The organism is Acinetobacter parvus DSM 16617 = CIP 108168 (genome assembly GCF_000368025.1).
In the GTDB taxonomy this organism is placed as follows: domain Bacteria; phylum Pseudomonadota; class Gammaproteobacteria; order Pseudomonadales; family Moraxellaceae; genus Acinetobacter; species Acinetobacter parvus.
In genome coordinates this window covers 545,898-547,873 of the sequence record NZ_KB849211.1, presented here as the reverse complement: position 1 = coordinate 547,873, position 1,976 = coordinate 545,898, and the positions used below count along the sequence as shown (strand labels likewise).

The 1,976-nt window shown below is 42.3% G+C and carries 1 pseudogene; it reads left to right on the top strand.

Annotated features, from left to right (window positions below):
* Positions 1 to 1,976: pseudogene (locus F988_RS15390) on the top strand (hypothetical protein); the annotation flags it as partial.

Here is a 1,976-nt window from a genome sequence, read left to right as displayed (position 1 = left end):
GCAATCAATAAAAAACAACTAGACAGCGAAGTTTTAACCTTAAATACAAGGATTGATAATTTACCTACAGGCGGAAGTACGCCAATCGCCAGCGATAATTATGCTCATACTTCAACCGATACCGCTTTAGGTTCAGCAAAAGGTACACCGCATGCCACAACAACCACAACAGGAAAAATTACCGCAGTGGGTGGCATTACTGTAACCACTGACCTAGCGACAGCAGGCATAAGTATTGATGATATTAATTCATTTACAGTGGGTGGGGTCATCACGACCAAAGCAGCCGACCCAGCCAAAGTAGCAGCCTTTATCAATGCAGCCAAGAAAGGCGGAAATATTGCGGTTGGTATAAATAGTAGTGCAATGGGAACGGCAAATATTGCATCGGGTGATGCTAGCAGTGCGGTGGGTTATAGTAATACTGTAGTATCGAATTTTGGTAATGGAAATAATGCCTTTGGTTCTTATAATAAAAACCATGGTCAATTTTTCAGTACTGCAATGGGCGTTGGCAATATTGTTAGTGATGGGACTTGGGGAACAAATGCCATAGGTTATAGTAATACAGTGAGCGGCTTAGGCGGTTCAGCACTGGGTACGGCAAATACTGTAAAAACCACAGGGTCAAATGCGGTAGGGTTTAATAATTTGGTTTCAGGAGGTTACTATGCCAATGCATTTGGAACAGGCAATACTGCTATGGGACAAAATACCGCAGCAGTAGGTTCAGGATTGGCATTCTATAACGGTAGCTATAACCAACAAGTCTCTTTAACACCAGCGTATACACCAACCATGATCTCTGTAGGCGGTGTAACAGCCTTGGACGGTGTTGTGATTGAAACCACAGCAGCAAATTGGTTAAGTTTACAAGTCAATCCATCATTATTGACCAAAGTGAACGGTCAAGTCGTAACTGCTGCACAGGCGGCTAATATTGTGAAGAGCTTTGAACAGGGCGGAAACCTTGCATTGGCTGATCGCAGTAGCGTGTTCGGGATTAACAGTAAAGCGGTGGCAACAGGAGCAACCGCCATTGGTCTAAACTCAGTGGCTGATGAAGCCAATACAATTTCGGTTGGTCGTGCAGGTGCAACAAAACGGATTACCAATGTGGCAACACCAGTAAATGCGACTGATGCCACCAATAAAGCTTATGTGGATACTGCATTAAGTAATTTTACAGCTAATGCCGATACAGTTCTATACGACACCGCCTCGAACCAAGCGACATTAACGCTGGCAGGTGCAAGCGGTACAAAAATCACCAATTTACAAAATGCGACTTTATCCGATACTTCAACTGATGCGGTAACAGGTCAACAACTTAAAGCCACTAATGATGTTGTTGCAGGCAAAGCATCACAAACTGATTTAACCACAGGCTTGGCTGCCAAAGCGGATAAAACCGCATTTGATAGTTTAAATAATAAAGTAACTGATGCAGCAACAGGTTTGGATAGCAAAGCATCGACAACAGCATTAACCACAGGCTTATCTAGTACATTGGCAGATGCGAAAGGTTATACAGACCAAACAGCGACAACGACTTTAGCGAGTGCGAAAGGTTACACTGATCAAACAGCGACTACGACCTTAACCAATGCAAAAACTTATGCAGACCAACAAGCTACAACTTTGGACGGTAAAATTACAACCAATACAACTGCTATTAGCACTTTAGATGGACGAGTAACAACTGAGGTTGGTACTTTAAATACAGCAATTACCAATAGTGCCAATACCATTAATACCCGTATTGATGGTGTCGATACCCGAATTGGAAATGAAGTTACGACTTTAAATACCAAGATTGGTACAGAAGTTGGAACACTGAATAATCGTATTACCAATGAAGTTGGAACTTTAAATACAACCATTTCAGGAATTGATGGACGAGTCACGACTAACACAAATGACATTGCACTGTTAAAAACCAATACAGGGAATCTTGCAGCAAATGCAGTGATCTA